General features: G+C 39.4%; 12 protein-coding genes. All 12 read right to left on the minus strand.

From position 1 onward, the window contains the following. The gene (locus QNH29_RS24910) at window positions 1–1,344 is read right to left on the minus strand and encodes a GH1 family beta-glucosidase (protein WP_283861951.1); all 1,344 of its coding nucleotides are present in this window, start codon (window positions 1,342–1,344) and stop codon (window positions 1–3) included. Window positions 1,345–1,608: 264 nt separating this feature from the next. Next, complete coding sequence (locus QNH29_RS24915) at window positions 1,609–3,762, minus strand: Sip1-related alpha-galactosidase (protein WP_283861952.1); 2,154 nt, start codon at window positions 3,760–3,762, stop codon at window positions 1,609–1,611. Window positions 3,763–3,795: 33 nt separating this feature from the next. Then, window positions 3,796–4,773, minus strand: coding sequence for an ROK family protein (locus QNH29_RS24920; protein ID WP_283861953.1), 978 nt, complete (start codon window positions 4,771–4,773; stop codon window positions 3,796–3,798). Then, the gene (locus tag QNH29_RS24925; protein WP_283861954.1) at window positions 4,770–5,399 is read right to left on the minus strand and encodes a D-sedoheptulose-7-phosphate isomerase; all 630 of its coding nucleotides are present in this window, start codon (window positions 5,397–5,399) and stop codon (window positions 4,770–4,772) included. The genes QNH29_RS24920 and QNH29_RS24925 overlap by 4 nt, the downstream gene beginning before the upstream one ends. Window positions 5,400–5,426: 27 nt before the next feature. Next, complete coding sequence (locus QNH29_RS24930; RefSeq protein WP_283861955.1) at window positions 5,427–6,701, minus strand: four-carbon acid sugar kinase family protein; 1,275 nt, start codon at window positions 6,699–6,701, stop codon at window positions 5,427–5,429. Next, on the minus strand, window positions 6,698–7,369 hold the full coding sequence (locus tag QNH29_RS24935; protein WP_283861956.1) for a class II aldolase/adducin family protein: 672 nt from the start codon (window positions 7,367–7,369) through the stop codon (window positions 6,698–6,700). The genes QNH29_RS24930 and QNH29_RS24935 overlap by 4 nt, the downstream gene beginning before the upstream one ends. A gap of 2 nt (window positions 7,370–7,371) precedes the next feature. Continuing rightward, entirely contained in the window at window positions 7,372–9,801 is a 2,430-nt protein-coding gene (locus QNH29_RS24940) for an alpha-mannosidase (protein ID WP_283861957.1), read from the minus strand. Window positions 9,802–9,834: 33 nt separating this feature from the next. After that, window positions 9,835–10,755 carry a class II fructose-bisphosphate aldolase gene (locus tag QNH29_RS24945; protein ID WP_283861958.1) on the minus strand — a complete coding sequence of 307 codons (921 nt, stop codon included), beginning with the start codon at window positions 10,753–10,755 and terminating at the stop codon, window positions 9,835–9,837. A gap of 11 nt (window positions 10,756–10,766) precedes the next feature. Beyond that, window positions 10,767–11,432 carry an aspartate/glutamate racemase family protein gene (locus tag QNH29_RS24950; protein ID WP_283861959.1) on the minus strand — a complete coding sequence of 222 codons (666 nt, stop codon included), beginning with the start codon at window positions 11,430–11,432 and terminating at the stop codon, window positions 10,767–10,769. A gap of 106 nt (window positions 11,433–11,538) precedes the next feature. Further along, the gene (locus QNH29_RS24955; protein WP_283861960.1) at window positions 11,539–13,560 is read right to left on the minus strand and encodes a YyaL domain-containing protein; all 2,022 of its coding nucleotides are present in this window, start codon (window positions 13,558–13,560) and stop codon (window positions 11,539–11,541) included. A gap of 5 nt (window positions 13,561–13,565) precedes the next feature. Then, entirely contained in the window at window positions 13,566–14,822 is a 1,257-nt protein-coding gene (locus tag QNH29_RS24960; RefSeq protein WP_283861961.1) for an amidohydrolase family protein, read from the minus strand. Between the two features lie 144 nt (window positions 14,823–14,966). Next, window positions 14,967–16,250 carry an ABC transporter substrate-binding protein gene (locus tag QNH29_RS24965; RefSeq protein ID WP_283861962.1) on the minus strand — a complete coding sequence of 428 codons (1,284 nt, stop codon included), beginning with the start codon at window positions 16,248–16,250 and terminating at the stop codon, window positions 14,967–14,969. Window positions 16,251–16,430 lie beyond the last annotated feature (180 nt).

The following is a 16,430-nucleotide window of genomic DNA, read 5'->3' on the forward strand; positions in this document are numbered from 1 at the left end:
CTACAATTCAAACCAATGGTTTTGATTCAGTTTCTTGTACCAGAAATAGCTATCTTTTTTCGTTCGCTTCAATGTATGATAATCCACATGAACAAGACCGAACCTCATACTATAGCCATAGGACCATTCATAATTATCCATCAATGACCAAATACAGTAGCCTTTTAAATTCACACCTGATGATAGCGCACGACTAATCTGTGTTAAGTGCTGCTTTAAGTATTTGATTCGTTTATCATCACAAACACGACCTTCGACTGGGTCCTGATTATAAGTTGCACCATTTTCTGTGATGTAGATGGGTACATCGCCATATTTGTTTTTTATATCCATCAACACCTTGTAAAAGGCATCCGCATAGATGTTAAACCCGATGTCGGTTTTATCAAATAAACCATCAAGATGTTCACAATCAAACGTTCCATTTCCTTCTTTATATCGCGATACCGTTCCAGTATAAAAATTGATTCCTAAAATATCGGCAGGCTGCGAAATGATTTCCATATCGCCTTCTTGAATATTTACTTTTGCCCCTTTTTTTGCAAACCAATCCAATAAAATTTGCGGATAGCTTCCTTTAAATACAGGGTCTAAAAACCACTCCATAAACCATGCTGAGATTCGTTTACAGGCCTCGATATCTTCTTGTCGATTACTAAATGGTTCATACCATGTAACATTTGGCGCAAAACCAATTTCTCCAGGAATACCAAGTTCTTTAAATCGCTTTACAGCTCGCCCATGTGCCAGCAAAAGGTGATGGGCAACATCAAGAGAAGTTTGGAGGTCTTTTTCCCCTGGAGCCTGCTCACCAACGAAATATCCTAAAAAGGAAACACACCAAGGTTCATTAATCGTTAACCAAGATTTAATTTTTCCCGAAAACTGACGGAATAATAAATCGGAATACTCAACAAATGCCTCAATTGTTTGTCGATTCTTCCAACCGCCCTCATCTTGCAGAGCCTGCGGTAAATCCCAATGATAGATGGTACAAAGTGGTTCAATTCCGTTTTCTAATAGCTTATCAACAAACTGATGATAGTGGTCTAGCCCTTTTTGATTGACTTCTCCTCTTCCGTCCGGAAAAATTCTTGGCCATGCAATGGAGAAACGATAGGTATTAACACCTAATTCTTTTAATAATGCAATATCTTCATCCATACGATGATAGCTGTCACAAGCGGTATCACCATTGTCTCCATTTAGGACCATACCAGGAATTCGGCTATAGGTATCCCATATTGACATACCTCTGCCATCTGAGTTATAGGCACCTTCAATTTGATAAGATGCTGTCGACACGCCAAAACGAAAATCTTTAGGAAAAGTAATGATTGCCATGGATTTTTAACCCCTTTCGTTCGTAACCATTTTAGGAATAATCCTTTACCTGAGCTCTTTTAGAAAGGAAGCCTTCTTTAGTGGGAACGTTCCTGAAATTAAGATTCTTTTCTAAAAAATCAACCGGAATCCTCACTTCATACACTGCACTCTCGCAATACCTGCAGAGGAGCCACCGATTATCACGTTATCGACTTCTGCTAAAAGAGGAATATCACCGGCAGGCAATTGATGTATTTTCACACTCTCATTACCTCCTTCTACTTAGATTGCTATTTCTATTTCTAGGAGCACTTCGCCATCGACAGCTTGACAATCAATCGTATAAATATGCTGGTTAACAGAATCCGTTACGATTGGTACCACTTCACCATTTACAGTTGCTTTTAATGGTTGTCCTTTAGACAAGAATGCAAAGACTCCGCCTTCTTTTAACGTTAGCTTCAAACCAGACTCTGTGTTCCATCTATTTATAATTCCATGATTACAAATAAACTTATTGATAAGACCAATTGGAGTAATGGAATCGGTTACTGGAATCAGGAGGTAAATAGAACTTTCATTCTCTGCTAAATCGATATTGATCCGTTCTTCTTTTTTCAGATTCCAATGTCTCTTTGTTAAGACATCAAAAAGGATAAACTCTTCACCTGCTAAATTAGGCACATCATTTGGCCCAATAGAACCTCTAACGATTTCATTTCCTTCAAAAATATTAAAAGCAGCAACTACACCTGCACCTTTACTTGAGTTCCAAATTTTTAGCGGCACCTTCCTTTTGAATGGATCAATAAATAAACAATCCTCTGTTGGCACTCCAGGCTGGTCACAGCGTATAATTCGGCCATCCTTGTAGACTAACGGCCAAATCATTTCTGGATTCGTGGTATCAACAGCATCACTGAAATAAATTGGTCCACCACTAATGACACGCAAAATCATATTTTGCTGATCATCATGGTTTTTCGTCCAATACATATCCCAATCGCCCCAATAGAAGGCACCGTGGTAAAAAGAATTATAGGCATTTTGCAACGCATGTTCTTTAAAACCATTCATTTCTTGCGGGACAAAATCATCGCTATTCCGTGAAACAGCGGAGTAAGGACGATGCCAAATATTTTCCTCAGCCATTCCCATACAGTTGATAACCGTATTATTAAAATGTAAAGAACAAGACGCTTCAAGTGCTGTATGAGCTCCGCTTGCAGCTTCACCGACTGACTGGTTATGAGCCACAAAGTTTGTAATTGCACTTTGACTATCTACCTTAACAAAATCGATTCCATCTTTTTTCAGTTTTGAATGCCATGCATGCCAAAAACCAAAGCCTTCTTCCGCGTTAGGTGATGGGATTAAGCTGCCGTTTTTCGCTTGGTATAAATGCTTATCTAAAGATTTGGCTAAAGAACTATCGGGTGCAATTCCTTCCCAATATCCTGCAAGTGTGTGCCAAACACCTACCCAGTTCACTCCAAACTTCTGCTTAAGTGAGGATACAGTACTTGATAATCCATTAGGGAATTTCTCCTGATCAGCATCGAAGGATTGTAGTTTTTTTCCATTCAACTCTGACCAGCCATCATCAATCATCATCCATTTAACAGGGAGATTTTTTTGCTGCAATTCTTCTGCTTTCGTGAGAATTCCTTCCTCATTTACTGCATGATAAAAGGCATCCCAGCTGCACCAGCCTAAATAATCCAAAATTTCTGGATAGCTTTTTTCCTCTCTAGGCAAGACACTTTGAGCACAGAAACTAGAAGCAGTCTTTACATTGTCATTTACTAATTGGAAAGGATTATTTGACGCTCCAAAAATAAAGGCAAAGGTAAAAATCTGGTCATAGCCGCCATGAAATGGAGAAACAGAAATCTGCAAGCCCTTTTCGGTTCCGACTAAATCTGTCCTCGCTTCTTTATCACAAACAGGAAGTAGATGAAAATAACTATTATCATTTTTTAAAAGTAAGGATTGTGTTCGTTCAGGGATTTCCTTAATGTCGTTCGTAAAAAATGGACGTGTCCACCAATCTTTATGTTGATAGTTCGCCATTGCCTGATACTCTTCCATAAGGTTAGCAATCGTAATGGTAATTGCTTGCTGTGGTGCAAAATAAGCTTGTTTTTTAAACAATTCATCATTTTTAATAGATGCATTTACAAATGTAGTCATAAACGAATCATAACAGCGGAATGTTAATGCTGCGGTTACCGTTTCCAAATCATCACTATAATGATAACTATATTCCTTATAGGTGCCGAGATCATCTTCTACAGTATTCTCTTCCGCAGTTTTGAAATCTAAAGATAAAGTAGAGTGAGAATCAAGATTAACCGAAACTTGAATTCCTGCTAATATCCGCTGATTATGGAAAAGACAATCTAGCTCGTCTTGTTTTTTATCGAATTGAAACATAGTATGACTCCTTTAGTCTATTTTGGTCTGGACCTATCCTTCTAGTTCAAGTGCATATTTAGCAACAGAGAGAGACGCTAGGTCACCAACACTTTCTTTTAACCCTGAAGGAACAACCTCGCAAACCTCGACCGAGAAAGGAAGGGCTTCTTTTCGCAGTTCTTCCATCACGATTGGTTTTAATAAAGCTTCTTGCCGCGAGTAAATGCTGCCGATAATAATTTTTTCGGGATTAAGCATATCTATTAATAGAGCTAAGCCTCTCCCTAATTTCTGTCCAACTACTTGATAAATCTGATTGGCAAGGTCGTCCCCAGCATTTGCAGCATCAGCAATCGTTTTGGCTGATATCTCAGTAATTTCTTCCCTTGATGAACAAATCTCGGTCGTTTTTCCTTGATTGAACCACTCATTAACCATCATTTGAGCTAAACGGGCAATACCGCCGCCGCTGCAAAAGCCTTCAAATGATCCGGCCTTCCCGTATCCGATTGGACCGCCCTGTTCCAAACGAACATGGCCGACTTCGCCAGCCATATCATTTGTACCCGTATACAATCGTCCATCCAATATGAAACCTGCACCCATTCCTGTCCCAAATGTTAGAAAGACCATGTTGCTCGTGCCTATTCCTGCGCCCCACTTCCACTCAGCCAGCGCACAGGCGTTGGCATCATTTTGGACAGAAACAGGGACTTGAAAACGATCCCTTAGCGGTGTTAATACATCAATCCGGTCCCAGTTTGGTAAATTGGGAGGCGATAAGATGAGCCCTTTCTTACTATCAAGCGGGCCGCCACAGCTTATTCCAATCGCTGCTAAGACAAGATCTTCTTCCATAAATAAAATTTTCTCTAATTCGTCCATCATTTTTGTGAGCGCTTTTTCGGGTGTATCAGGAGTAGGAAAACTTTGTTTTGCTATAATCTGAATTCCTTGCAGACCTTCAATACCTACTACTACGGCACACTTTGTTCCACCGATATCTAAACCTGCTAGAACGGGTTTCATCCAAAAAACTCCTCCTCAAGCATGATGCAAAGGGTGTGGTAAATAGGCAGATGTCTTTCCTGGATATCCGGTGTGCTATCAAAAGGAACACAAATGGTAATATCACAAAGCTCTTTTAAAGCCCCGCCACTTTTACCAGTGAATCCGATTGTTGTTAGTCCAAGCGCTTTTGAAACTTTTACAGCATGGTTAATATTGTTTGAATTACCTGAAGTACTAAACCCAATGAAGACATCGCCTAGTTTTCCATAACCGTATACCTGTTGAGCAAACACCATGTCGGGAGCAACATCATTGGCGAAGGCTGTCATCAGTGCCGAATGGCTGACAAGTGAGATAGCAGGGAGTGCCCCCTGCAAATTCTCACCAAGATAGTCACTGCCATCTGCAACTTCCTTTAACTTTGCTCTGATTGTTTGGGGTAAAGGCCGTTTGGACATAAATCCTTTCATTAATTCACCGACGACATGCTCACAGTCAGCTGCACTGCCCCCATTTCCAGCAAGCAGCAGTTTTCCATTTGCCTCATAGGACTTTTTAATCGCCTTAAAAGCTTCCATAATACTATTCTGACATTCTAGTAACTCTGGATATTTTTCAATTAGTTTTTCTAATCTAGCATTCATCGTGACATCCCCTATTAAAATCATTCATTAATTTTCCTTAAGGTGGTTAATCGCCTTAGCAAAGAAATCAGGACTCCCGAAACTGCCTGATTTTAAGACAAGCATCATGGATGGCTTGTTTAAACTCATACATGAGGGAAGACCGGGTTCAATTTCCTTCCAGACTCGAAGACCTTCAATTCCAAGCCTGCTGCAGACAGAAGCAGAGGTTTCACCACCTGCTATTAACAGGCGATTAGCATTAGTCCGTTTTACCGTTTCATCGATTACAAACGCTAATGATTCAGATACGACCCTTGAAACGGCCGTATTCGAAAAACCTAAACTTGCGGCAATTTGTTTTGTTTCTTTCACAACAGCTGGGTTATTTGAAGAGTGCACCAGCACATCTTCACCTTTTGTTAAGTAAGTGACGAGCTTCATGATAAGCTCCTCTTTATGGACTTCCTTTTGCCCAGAAAACAACAGGCGTGATTCCAATTCCAATACAGGAAGTCCACGTTTCTTCATCTCTTCCACTTGCTTAAAGGTCTGGGGCATTAAACTGCCAGCGGCACATAGTATCCCTATATCTAATTTTGGAATCTGAATAGATTGTTGTTCCTTTTGACCTGGATTCATTTCGAGCGCTAATTCTTCCGCAATGCCTGATGCCCCGCAGATAATCTTTTCCTCTTTGATGGCTCTTGCAATAACTTGTAAAGATAACTGGTCTCTAACATCAATCAACAAATAATTGCACTCTGTACGCATGCGTTCAATTTCTTGTTTAAGTTTTCCGCTGCCTTGATCAATGATATCGACTTCCACAAGGGCTACTTTTCTCTTTGTTTGTGCTTGTAAGATTTCAACCAAATTAGAGTCGTGCATCGGATGTACAGGGTCATGACGAAACTCAGAATCTGCTAATTTTTTCCCATGGACATAATGCTGTCCATTTATCGTGATTCTTCCGTTTTTCGGGAAACCAAGTACAACGACAGCAAATTCACTTTCAAGCGCATCCAGCATCGCATCGAATTCAGCACCAATATTTCCACGAAAAACCGAACATGTTTTATTAAAAAATTGTTCACATCCAAGTAACTGAAGATTTTTTGTGCTCGAAAAAACCTTCTTATAGGCTTCGTTATAGGAATCGAGACGAGAATTCGTATCGATGATTAATACTTCCGGTAGGAACGTTCCCATTTTTGTTTGTGAAAATGGGTAAGGATAGACATCTGTCTGCCAGTCTGCTTTCGCATACATTATTCCAATATCATTTGCTCCAGTAATATCATCCGCAACAATTCCGATCAATTTTCCCACTTCCTTCGCGGCTTATATCCTGAATCATGAAGAAAGCTTTGTATCTCATTATCCGAAAGCTCTTGAAGAACGATACCGGCGTTGCGGGATGTGATAAGCATCCGGCATGCCATTTCTAATGTTTGCAGTGCCATTTTCGCTTCCTTTATGCTTGTATCATAAACAAGGACTCCATGGTTTTCTAATAAAAGAATGTTGGCGTTTTTCGCCTTTTCTCGAACTAGTTCTCCTAATTCAATTGAGCCAGGATGTGCATACGGGACACGTTCAATCCGTTCTAAATAATACATCCCTTCAACAAACCAAGCGGCAGGTATGTCGAGATGGGAAGAAGCGATCAGCGTACTATATAAAGGTGAGGCGTGGAGTACTGCACCAATATCAGGCCTAGTTTCATAGATTGCTTGATGCATTGGGACTTCTTTCGAAGGCTTTGGACCTAGACTAGGAATCTCGTTAACTTCTAAAGAACATTCGGCAAAATCTCCTACATCTAAATCGCCTAAATATGTCCCGCTTGCCGTAATAAGGAACGAATTGTCCTCCGTTTTAGCACTGATATTCCCTGAATTTCCCCAGGCAAGGTTATATTCCATCATGAATTTCCCTGTTTCCTGCAATTGCTTTTTTAGTTCTAGCAGCTTCTTATCGATGACCATTTCTACTCATCCCATTCAATTAGATTTGTTTCCCTAACTGGATTTTCGCTATCTTTAGGGATTCGGAAGGTTTTGATTTCTGAAGGTTTAAAGGATGCCTTAAAGGAACGATTAAATTTCGGCAAAGTGATTTCAACTTCGGCTGCGACTTTATTCGTTTCATAAGCGCGAATAATCAAATCTTCATTGTCTTCTGCTTTCTTGATGGCGCTGATAAGCACATGATTTGCACCACTTACGTTCACATATGAATCTGTTAGTGGTAATGAACCTTTGTGGAAGGTTTCAATAATAGATATTGGTTTGCAATTCAATTCCGCTGCTCTTTTCACTGTTTCCGCATCTTCCCAGCTGCCTTCATGTGGAAGTAACGAGTATTCAAAGCGCTGGATTCCTTGGTCGATAAACGTATATTCCCCGTCCTCTTTTGGAACAAGTGGATCATGATGGGCATAAATTGGACTGCGTAATACCGTTAAAGAAAGCTCCTTATTGTGGATACTGTAACTATATTTTGCGTCATTCATCAAACTCAAACCATATACACCTTCGTGGTTTGGACGAACACCCGTTACATCCACCCAGCTTTGACCCGGTTCCTCTTCGCCATTATGCTCCCGCTCGATTGTTCCATATGGAATTTCATATGTTTGTTTCCTAAAGATTGAATTGATTGGGAAAACCAGCTTCAACATCTTGAACTTTTCGCGCCAATCAACAGTAACATTCACATCAATCTGGTCTTTCTCTTGATACATGGTGAAGTCCTGAATCAATATAGAGCGCCCGTATTCACTTTTCACCCGAATCACAGATTTAACTGGACCATGCTCTGCTAGGTAAATCTTCGTCGCTTTAAACTCGCCTAATATATCGTTGAAATGGAGGGTATCATGGCTCCAAGTATCTGTTTTGTCATTCAGGACCATCGGTATTGCAGCAGGACCCGAAAAAACTTCATGTTCTACTTGTTTATCAAAAAGACTCTTAATCCAACCGGTTTCCGGATCAAACTCGATTCTAAAACGGTCGTTTTCCATGGAGTATTGGCTTACATTAATTGGTTCACCCACTGGTGTAACGCTGCTTAGTTCTGTATAAAGCTTGTACACACGATATCCCATGGCCGGTAAATCAGCTAAAAAGTTTAATCGCCAGCGTCCCCCTGCGGTTGCTTGTGACTGTACGGTTTGAAATGGAACAGCATTGCCTTGATCATCCACTAAAACAGAGGTTGATTTAAAGCCGCCAATTTCAATTTCTACATTCACTTTGCTCTCCCATGCATGTGGGTTAAAGACAACAATTGGTTTCATTCTTTCATCTTGTTCGATATCGATTTTCCATGAAATCGATTGAACTGCATTATTTAAAGCCCGGTCAGCAATCGCGATTGCTTCACCATATAAATTCCTTGCATCTTCATAGGCAGGCTCAATACTCGTACCTGCTAAAATATCATGAAATTGATTAAATAAGATATTTTTCCAAGCCCGTTTGAATTCAACTGGATACGGTTGTCCTGTTAACCAAGAAGCTAGGGCCGAATATTTTTCAGCTGTCATCACGATATTTTCTGCTTTACGATTGTATTGTTTCACACCAGAATGGGCAGCATAGCATCCGCTTGCATGGTGCTGTAGATCATCATGAACAACAGGTAAATCATTTGTATTTTTCATTTTTTCAAAATATTCTTCAGGTGTTGAGATTATTAGATTAGGAAGACTGGCATCCTCATTTAACCGATAGATACTCTCAATGTTTTCCTTCGTTGGTCCGCCGCCATGGTTTCCAACTCCATAGAAAATCATCAGGTCATTGACGTTGCCTTTGAACTCACCTTTACTTCGATGGACAATTCGATCAAGCTCTTTGCCCCATGAATTATATTCCTGCATAATTCGGAAAGCCAATACACGTGTGCCATCATCTGATTCCCACCAAAAGAGCCTGCCAGGAAGACCTTTTTCATTTGGTGCAGGCCGCATAAAAACGTAAGAGTCCATTCCGCTTTTCTTTAGAATTTGTGGAAGCATGCCGTGATGACCAAAACTATCAACATTGTAGCCAACACGAGCTGTTACACCAAATTTCTCTTGAAAATAACGCTGGCCGTATAGACCCTGTCGTACAAACGATTCACCATTAGGGATATTGCAATCTGGCTGAATCCACCAGCCTCCAACCATTCGCCAGCGCCCTTCTTTAACCCGTTCTTTGATTTCAGCAAACATATCCGGATCATTTTCTTCTACCCATTCAAACATCGCTGCTGAACTACAGGTGAAAATGAAATCCTCATATTCTTTCATTCGGTCCAAGGCTGAACGAAAAGTGGCTTTTGTTTCTTGGAAACCCTCTTGCCATTGCCAAAGCCAAACTGGATCTAGGTGAGCATTACCAATCATATGAAATGTTTTATCTTTCATTTCCTAAAACCCCAATCTGTTGAGTTCTTTGTGTTATTGGTTGAAATGACTTGCTTTGTTATCACTTAATAAAAATTGAGTAATTTTTTCTGATACTGTTTCTTCTACTGCATCTTGACCTGCCTGCAATTCATCTAATGTTAATAGCTTACATTCAGCATTGGTCATTCTTTCTTCTAGTCCGATTGCTTTTAACAAAGAAAGCTCTAGGTCAGTAGCAATATTCACTTTACTTACTCCGCCGTTTGGAAGTTGAAACGCTTTTTGAACCATTTCACTTGGTACACCGGAACCGCCATGAAGGACTAAATGTACAGGTGTTAACTCACGAATCGCACTTAAACGGTCATAATCAACCTTTGGTTCACGAACCATGTACACACCATGTGCTGTTCCGCATGATACCGCTAACGCATCGACACCTGTTTGTTTAACAAATTCTGCCGCTTCGATTGGATCTGTATATAATTCTTCATCTTTATCAGTTTCAATAAAATCAGTTGTACCAATCATGCCAAGTTCTGCTTCTACCGAAACTCCTTTTGCATGGGCATATTCTACTACCTCTTTTGTAATCTTTACATTTTCATCAAATGCTTTTTCTGAGGCATCAATCATAACAGATGTGAAACCTGCTTCGATTGCATCCTTAATGACTTGTAATTCCTTCGTGTGATCTAAATGTAAAACAACGGGTACAGTAATTGCTAAAGTTTCTAATTGTTTATAAAACTCACCGGCAAATTCAAATGGTGTAATCCCATAACGTTCTAATTCTTTTTGTGAGATTTGAACAATTAGTGGTGAAGCAGTTTTTTGTCCTGCTTGTAAAACTGGCTTAATCATTTCTGTATAACGTGGTGAAAACGAGCCGGTTGCATACTGAAATTTTTCTGCCATTTTTAGCGCTTCGGTTAATGGGAGTACATTTGTTGGTTTTACTTGATTCATCATAATCATTCCTTTTATTTTATTGTTTGTAAGGTGTCTTTAACTGCTTCAATACCTAACTCAGGACTCGTTACAAATTGGCGCTGCTCATCTATCGGAAAAGTTGATACAACCCTTGCCATTGATGCTTGAGCTAGTACGACGATATCTACTTTTTTTGCTAATTCACGTAACGCTGCTGTCAAGTCGTTATCATGTCCTGCTTTATCATTCGCCATTAATTTCTGATAGGCGGATGCAACTAGAATAGGTTCAAACTCAACTGCTTTCTTTTTCTGTGCTGCTTTTTGTTTTAACAATTCTAAGGTCGGTTTTAGCGTGGTCTCCAAAGTTGCTGCAACCCCGATTTTTGTAGCAGCATTTACTGCATAATCTGCCATCGCATCATCAATGCGGACAATTGGAATCGTTATTTTTGGTTGAGTTAAGGAAACAAGTTCACCTATTGAAGAACAAGCATTCAAAATACAATCAGCACCTTGCCCTTGTGCAACCTTCGCATAACTTTCCCACCGTTCAGCAATTTCTTTGATATTCCCGCCATTTTTACTTAGTTGCGGCAAAATGGAATCATCGACTATATTGATAATTTCACAATCTCCTAGCATTTTATTTGCTAGTTCTTTTAACGACTCAACTGTAACGGGAGTCGTATGGATAATCGCCAGTTTCTTTTTCAATTCGTTTCCCTCCTGTCAAAATTAGGTCTGCTATTTCTGCAAGTTCCACCGTTATAAACACAACTAACCATCAGGGAATCCCAGGATGGCTAATTGATTTTTCAACTTAATTTAGCTGCAAATCGCTGTTAAATGCTAACGCCTCCTGAGCAGCATATAGCACTAAACCAACACACCAGGAATGAGATAGAGTTAACATCATTCCCTTCGGCTGAAAGCAATTTGTATTATAAAAACGCTCCGTGACCATCCCTTTATAGGCATTAAAATCACCATCTTGTCTGGCAATAAATTGCAAGAAACAAGCGATATGATCTCGCGTTCGGTCCAAATAATAGGAATCATCCGTATATTTCCATAAACGCAGCATTTCTGGAACACAAAACAGTCCATAATTGTGTAAATGTTGATTCGATGGTGATGCTTGATCTGCACCGCGAGAACGGAAATCATAGTGATGCAGGAAGGAATGCTCTGGAAATGCTAGATTATACGTCCAACGAAACGTCATTAACCAATCCGCAGCCGATTTGGCAAGCTTTAACCATTTTTCATTTTTATCATTTTCATAGAGTAATACATAGGCTACCACAGCATTATAAGCATCTTCGGATGTTGGTGTGAGATGTACATCCTCTGGTGCACCATAGATGTATTCATCCACCACAAATCTTTCATAATAATGTCCAGCCTTTTCTGCTGCGGAACGGTATGTCTCTTCTTCAAAGAAAGTGCTTCCTTCTAGTAAGGAGGCAATCCATAAAATACCGCCTGCTCCATCCCATTCCTCAATGTCTCCTGTTTCACAGTGATAGTAGGATCCAAAATTGCCATCATCCCGTTGATGATTGACAGCAAAGTTAAGATTGGATTGAACCGCTTTTTCCCACTCAGGATGCTTAAAACCAGCCTGCTTTTCGAAGTTCAGGGCACGAACTAAGAATAGGGTCGCTTCTGAAATGGTTCTTGCTTGCAGCCAAGTGTTTTTAGGATTCCAGCCCGTTCCCCAGCCTTTTCCTAATACCCATGACGCCCAAAACGTCCCACTTGGAGCTATCGCAGAAGCAATATTATTCATGACATCGATAGCAGCATCGACATACTGTTGAATCCCTTTATTTCTCCCGTATGTAAGTAATGCATATGCATACGGTACGCCACTTACCCAGCCAACATGCATATGGGGCCGATCTCCCAAACCTTTTACATTGTTGTTAAACTCGCGATCGAAGGCGGCGGTTTCTGCTAGAATGCTATGTTCAGGCATATAATGCCAACGATATAAGCCATGTGCGGTTAATTCTGCTGCTTCTTCAAGTCCCATCCACGGATTTAATCCATACTCTTGCTGATGTTGCTTATAGATTTCTCGCACGAAAGGATCATAGGAATGTAAATCAGCTGAGCCTGTATAGATTTTCACTCGCAAAGTGATCATTTCACCTGGTTTAAAGGTATATAGAGAAATATCCTTTGGCTCAGGAATGGGTTGCCCAACAAATGTGACCGGTTCCTCTTTGTAAGGAAAATTGACCCAAATGGAAGTTTCACATTCATTTCCTTTAAAACCTAAGCCTGTCAACCCAAGTGCAGACATTTCCTCCACACAAAAAGCTCCACACATCTCATCATTCCAAGCAAAAACTGCTGGGAGTGCCGCACGGTCCGATCGAAAGGACCAGTGATCAGATACCATTTCTTCATGATTGCCATCACGGTAATCATATCTTGGGTATTGCCGCGTATTATGCTCAAAGCGATTTTCTTTGTAAAAGGCACCTGGGATCATCCAAGTCGGCTTTCCGTTTCCTACTAATTCAGCTTTAAACTGTAATCCAAAATCCCCTGAAACTTCCTGGTTGTACCTAACGTTTAAGTCGACTTCAATAAAATGACTGCCATCCTGGACAGGTTTCCACTCAGATTGAACCGAGAATAGCTCTCCTTTGCCCGAAACGTGGAAGCTGTCATCAACCTGATTGGTTTCTGTTATTTTGATTTCCTCTACCGTCTGTTCACCGTTATAGATTTCAAGCAATGATGACAGTTTTAGAAAAGCATTATTGCTCTTTCGTTCTGACGAATACACTTCAATTTCATTATGATGAAGGTTAATAAAAGTACTCAATGAAATCACACCTTTAATTTGTAAAATTCAATCAGGTTGTCTCTAAAAATTCGCTGTGCAAACTCAACCGCTTCACTTTCTGTTAACATATGGTCTTGTACTTTTTCGACTAAAACGTCTCCTACAATCTTACGGGCAAGCTTCTGATGAGCATAGGTTCCTTCAATAAAATTGTAATCTCCTCCAAAACCAAAAATCTTTGTTTGAGGAACCATTTCAATCATTTGGTGCAATATTTGTTTCGCAATTGTAGGCGAAAGGATATACACCCATGTAAAATCTGCATATACATTCGGATAGTTTTTCACAATGTTCAAATATTCTTGGTGGTAAGGAATTCCGCAATGTAACAAAACAAATTTCGCATCAGGATAAGCAAGTAATAGCGGAATTAAGTCAGAAACCTTTGAGTTTGTAATAATATTGCCATTCTCTGAAACACTGGTTTCATGATGTCCTGTATGAATCTGAATCGGTAAATCATTTTTTATTGATCCTTGGATAATATGATGAATCAAGTAATCTTGTAAAACAATCGCTTCCTGTTGCGACATTGGCTCGTCTAAAAACGAAGAAAGTAAGCGATTAAAACATTTTTCCGCTTCATAAAATGTTGGTTTCGACGATTTAAGCGTTCTCCAATAGGCATGTCCGAGCTTTGTGGCAACCATCCCTTCAGAGACAAATTTATTTAATAAGGCATCGACAGCATGAAGATAATTCTGGAATGTATGTACAGTCACTCCAGAATGTTTTTCAATTACCTGTATATCCTTAATTGTTCTCAGTTTATATGCGTAGTCCATGAACATGACTGGACGAAAAAGAGAAAAATCAACATTCGTCGTAAAAGCTAGTGTAATAGCTAAATCTATTCCCGATTTTTCCTGTAACACCTTCGGATACCATTGATCGTCATTTGTAGCCGCTATAACCTTTTCATTTAAGGCAAGTATGCTATTAACAGACCATTCTTCCATTCCATATAAGTCCTGTACAGCTGTATTTAAAGTACGTGCATAAGTTGTATTTTTTGTTTTTTGATAGAAGGTTAAAAATCGCTGAGCTTTCTCTTCATCACTTAATGGTGAATTCTTGTTTAAGATTCCGCGTTTCATTCCAGCCGTTATAAAGTCTGACTCTAAATAATGAAGAAGACCAAAAAAATCCACTTTATTTTTCTTCCGAATTTCTACCGGATCAATGTGTTCATGGCCATCGATAATGCGAATTTTTTTAATTTCTTCATGGATACTACTCATTGTACTGCTCCTCTCAAAGATGAAAAGATGACTTAAAAAATTCACCCCTTTCTTCCCACTCAGAATCGGTTTTAAATCCACGATTTTGAGTGGGAGGGCTTCCCTTTTATTTTTAAGCCATCCTTAACTCTTACAACTTGCTAATTAATCAACCTTAAGTTCAGGGAAAGAGTTCTGTACTTCTTTTTGGAATTTTTTAATCACTTCATCAATGTCCGCATTATCTTTGATTCCCTGTCCTGCTACTTTTCTCCACTTACTTAACACTTCTTCGCCATACTTGTCTGTCTTAGTTCCAGGAATTTCTTTCACCATTTCGTAATAAGGCTTTAAAATATTTTGCTCGCCAAACATTGGAGTTTTGAATGTTTCTAAGTTCTTTTCATATACAGTTAATAATCCTGGCATGTTTCCTGTTGCTTCTAGGTTGTGCTGCTGCCATTCTTCACCTGCAATGAATTCAATAAACTTATAAGCTAACTCTTTATTTTCTGACTTCTCATAGATAGAACGATATGTTCCACCCATGTAGAATCCTTTTGGAGTTTTCGCTACACCGAATTTATCCTTTGCTGCATCATCTTTGTTATCAACCATGAAACCTGCCCATGCTGGCATTGCATTTAATACAACACTTCCATCATTGATGGCATTTCCCCAGCCTGCTGAGAAGAATTCAAGCTTTGCATCAACATCATTATTAAAGATTTCTTTTTGAATTTCATAATTCTCTTTCCAGCTATCATCGATCGTTAATTTTCCATCCTTCACCCAAGGCTTGGCGTGATTGGCTTCAACGTTGTAAACATCACCATAATGGGAAATTAAATGAACTTGACCGTTGCTTTCTTGATTCACTTTCTTACCTAATTCAATAATCTTGTCCCATGAATCAACCATTGCGCTGATTTCGTCTGGATTGTCTGTTCCTAAGTATTTTTTAGCATTTTCTTTGATATACCAAAATCCACCTGGTGAAGAGTGGTCAGAAATCGCTCGTACATCACCCTTACTATCTCTGCCTAATGCTTGTACATATGGAACGTAATCCTTAACAAGATCTTCTGCACCCATATCAGATAGGTTCGCTGCATACTTAGAATTAATAAACTTGTCAATATAGGCTCTTTCTAAGTCAAAAATATCAGGAACATCTTTACCGGACTGGAGTACGTTCAATAGCTTTGTTTGATATTGATCGCCAGGGAAGATTTTCACTTCAACCTCTGCATCTGGATACTTTTTCTCAAATTCTTTGGCCATATCTTCAACTTGTCCAAAGAATGTCCAGATTGTTAATTTACCTTCGACTTTATTGCTATCACCTTTTTTATCATCAGTAGCATTTGTATTTTCACTGTTGGAACATCCTGCAAATAATGCTAGAACAAGAACAGAAGCTAATAGGATAGAAAGCCACTTTTTCATATAGATGTACAGCCCCTTTTTTGGTATAATTAATGTCTATTGTTTTTCTTATCGTTCTCTTTTAGTGCCTAAGACCGTCAATTCTTTCACACTTAATCGAGTTTGATAAGTTCTGTATTCTTCAGTGATGGATGTTACCATCCTTTCACTGAAGTTTTTTTTATCTATTTTCCACATCAC

Source organism: Neobacillus sp. DY30, from assembly GCF_030123065.1.
Taxonomy (GTDB): Bacteria; Bacillota; Bacilli; order Bacillales; family Cytobacillaceae; genus Neobacillus.